At 45.0% G+C, this 2,395-nt stretch carries 2 protein-coding genes; both read right to left on the bottom strand.

Annotated elements, in window-relative coordinates:
- Window positions 1-61 precede the first annotated feature (61 nt).
- A complete protein-coding gene (locus B7X71_RS15340) occupies window positions 62-1,885 on the bottom strand; it encodes an ABC transporter ATP-binding protein/permease (protein WP_293601331.1) in 1,824 nt (607 codons plus the stop codon).
- Between the two features lie 24 nt (window positions 1,886-1,909).
- A complete protein-coding gene (gene nudB, locus B7X71_RS15345; protein ID WP_293599001.1) occupies window positions 1,910-2,353 on the bottom strand; it encodes a dihydroneopterin triphosphate diphosphatase in 444 nt (147 codons plus the stop codon).
- Between the last annotated feature and the right edge of the window lie 42 nt (window positions 2,354-2,395).

A 2,395-nucleotide genomic window follows, 5' to 3' on the forward strand; every position in this document is an offset into this window, starting at 1 on the left:
CCTCTAAAGCTGCCGCAAAAGCATTTTTGAGAATAGTTTCTTGCTGGCTCATACAGATATTCTAATCAAGAGTACTTCGCTCTTGCATTTGCCACATCTCAGCATATCTGCCATTGGCAGCCAGGAGTTCAATGTGCGTTCCACGCTCCACGATTTGGCCATGACCCATGACCAAAATTTGATCGGCATGAATAATGGTAGAAAGCCTATGAGCAACGATCAGGGTTGTCCGGTTTTTGGCAAGACCAAGCAATTCCTCCTGAAAGGCTCGCTCCGTTTTGGAATCCAGCGCTGATGTTGCCTCATCAAAAATGAGCATCGCTGGTTTTTTGAGTAGGGTGCGTGCAATCGCAACACGCTGCTTCTCGCCACCTGACAGCTTTAAGCCACGTTCACCGACTTGGGTGTCATAACCATCTGGTAGATGTTCGATAAAGCGATCTATCTGTGCAGCTCTAGCAGCCTCGTGCACTTCTTCAATAGAGGCATTGGGATTACCATAGGCGATGTTATAACCAATCGTATCGTTAAATAGGACTGTATCTTGCGGAACGATACCAATCGCCTTGCGCAAGCTCGATTGTGTGACATCGATAATATTTTGATCATCGATCAGGATCTTGCCAGATTGAACATCATAAAAACGGAATAACAAACGCGCCAAGGTGCTCTTACCTGCACCACTCTGTCCCACTACTGCAGTAATTGTTCCCGCAGGAATATTAAAACTCACGTCTTTCAGAATTTCACGCTTGGCATCGTAATGAAACGAAACATTCTCAAAACGAATATCAGGTCCACGGCTTTGATTTTTAATTAGTAAAGGTTTCGCATTAGGCGCATCCGCAATCTCTTTCTCAGTGTTGAGAAGTGAGAACATCCGATCCATATCTGTGAGCGCCTGCTTGATCTCACGATAGATCACCCCCAAGAAATTCAATGGAATATATAACTGAATCATCAGGGTGTTTACCAAGACTAAATCACCTAAGGTCATAGACCCGTCAATCACGCCCAAGGTAGCACGCCACAAGATCATAACTAGGCCAACTGCAATAATCGTCTGCTGACCAAAATTGAGGAGTGCTAAAGATTTCTGAGACTTCACTGCAGCTGCTTGATAACGCACTAAATTTTGATCGTAGCGACTCGCTTCAAAAGCCTCATTACCAAAATACTTGACGGTCTCAAAATTGAGGAGAGAATCAATCGCCTTCTGATTAGTCTTGGAATCCATATCATTCATGGTGCGACGGAAATGGGTCCGCCATTCAGTCACGACAACTGTAAAGCCGATATAGAGAACTAAAGCAACCAGCGTAATGGCAGCAAACCAAATATCGTAGGCATAGGCAAAGTAACCAAGCACTAAACAAAACTCAATTAAAGTTGGCAGGATGCTATATAGGGAATAAGAAATCAGAGACTGGATGCCACGAGTACCACGTTCAATATCTCGACTCACCCCGCCAGTCTGACGAGCCAAATGAAAGCTCAGGGCCAAAGAATGCAAATGCTCAAAAACTTGTAGCGCTACTTTACGTACCGCATTTTGGGTAACGCGTGCAAAGAGAGACTCACGCAACTCAGTAAACAAAGAGGCGGAGATTCTTAAAAGGCCATAGGCCAATATCAATCCGGCCGGGACTACCAACAATGCTTGCGGAGAATCTGCCTTGATATTGAGAGCATCAATCAATTGCTTCATCAAAATCGGAATGCCAAGGTTGGCAACCTTGGCCGCTACCAAACAGGTCAGCGCAATGGCAACCCTAAATTTGTATTCCAACAAATAAGGGAGTAAATCTCGAATGACTTTCCAGTCACTCCCCTGAGATGGTTTTGAATCGCCTGCTGAATGATGATGCCCTGATGAATGTCTCATCACTCTATCTTAGTCACTTCTGCACTAAGGTGCAGAGAACAATTGCAGAATGGCTGCACCATTGCTAGGAGAAAAACACTTTTTAGCGGCATCTGTAAATGGAAGCCACTGATAAGCGACATGCTCCCGGGGGGCTAATTGGACTTGAGTATCGTTCGGCACCAGTAGTGAAAACCAATGCTCAGTATTTCTAGTGACACCAGGAGGATAACGAAGACGCCACTGCGGATAAATCTCATACTCGATGTGATGTTGCATATCTCGTAAAGAGTCTGCAGGGAGGGATTGAATATCAATACCAGTTTCTTCAAGGACTTCGCGCGCAGCAGCCACCTCGAGATCCTCACCAAGAGAATCCACACTACCCGTCACAGATTGCCAGAAATTAGCTTTATCGGCCCGCTCTATCAGCAAGACCTCCCCATTCGATTTGTAGATAACAACTAAAACCGAAATGGGGATTTTCAAGATACTTTAAATACTCTTTTGCTTAAGCAGCTGGAGCAGCCT

This window comes from Polynucleobacter sp. 39-46-10, from assembly GCF_002282275.1.

What these genes read in the sequence shown, in the direction of transcription:
- B7X71_RS15340 (WP_293601331.1), bottom strand. Translation starts at nt 1,885, where the DNA reads ATGAGACATTCATCAGGGCATCATCATTCAGCAGGCGATTCAAAACCA.